Origin of the sequence: Nocardioides malaquae (assembly GCF_015070385.1) — a bacterium.
Lineage (GTDB): Bacteria > Actinomycetota > Actinomycetes > Propionibacteriales > Nocardioidaceae > Nocardioides > Nocardioides malaquae.
In genome coordinates, this window is sequence record NZ_JADCSA010000982.1 from 1 (window position 1) to 244 (window position 244).

Below are 244 nucleotides of genomic sequence, written 5' to 3' on the forward strand. Positions count from 1 at the left end.
CATTTAATCCAGTAGGTTTGATTTTTGGTTTATTGGTGGCTCAACAATTCGTGTTAAAGAATTTAAAATCAGATGATATTTCAGATTTTAGCGCACTTGATGAAGCGTCAAAGATATTAATAAAAACTTCCGATTTAATGGTAATTAGAAATCCTTATGTAATTTTAGGATTGGTTATTATTGGGGTCTTTGTTCTATTTTTAGTGAGTAAAATGCCGCAATCAAAAGATGAAGGTACAACACC

General features: G+C 30.7%; 1 protein-coding gene. It reads left to right on the forward strand.

The annotated features are described in order from the left end of the window. A partial coding sequence (locus tag IEQ44_RS18770; RefSeq protein WP_227487705.1) for an MFS transporter occupies positions 1–244 on the forward strand: 244 nt, incomplete at both ends.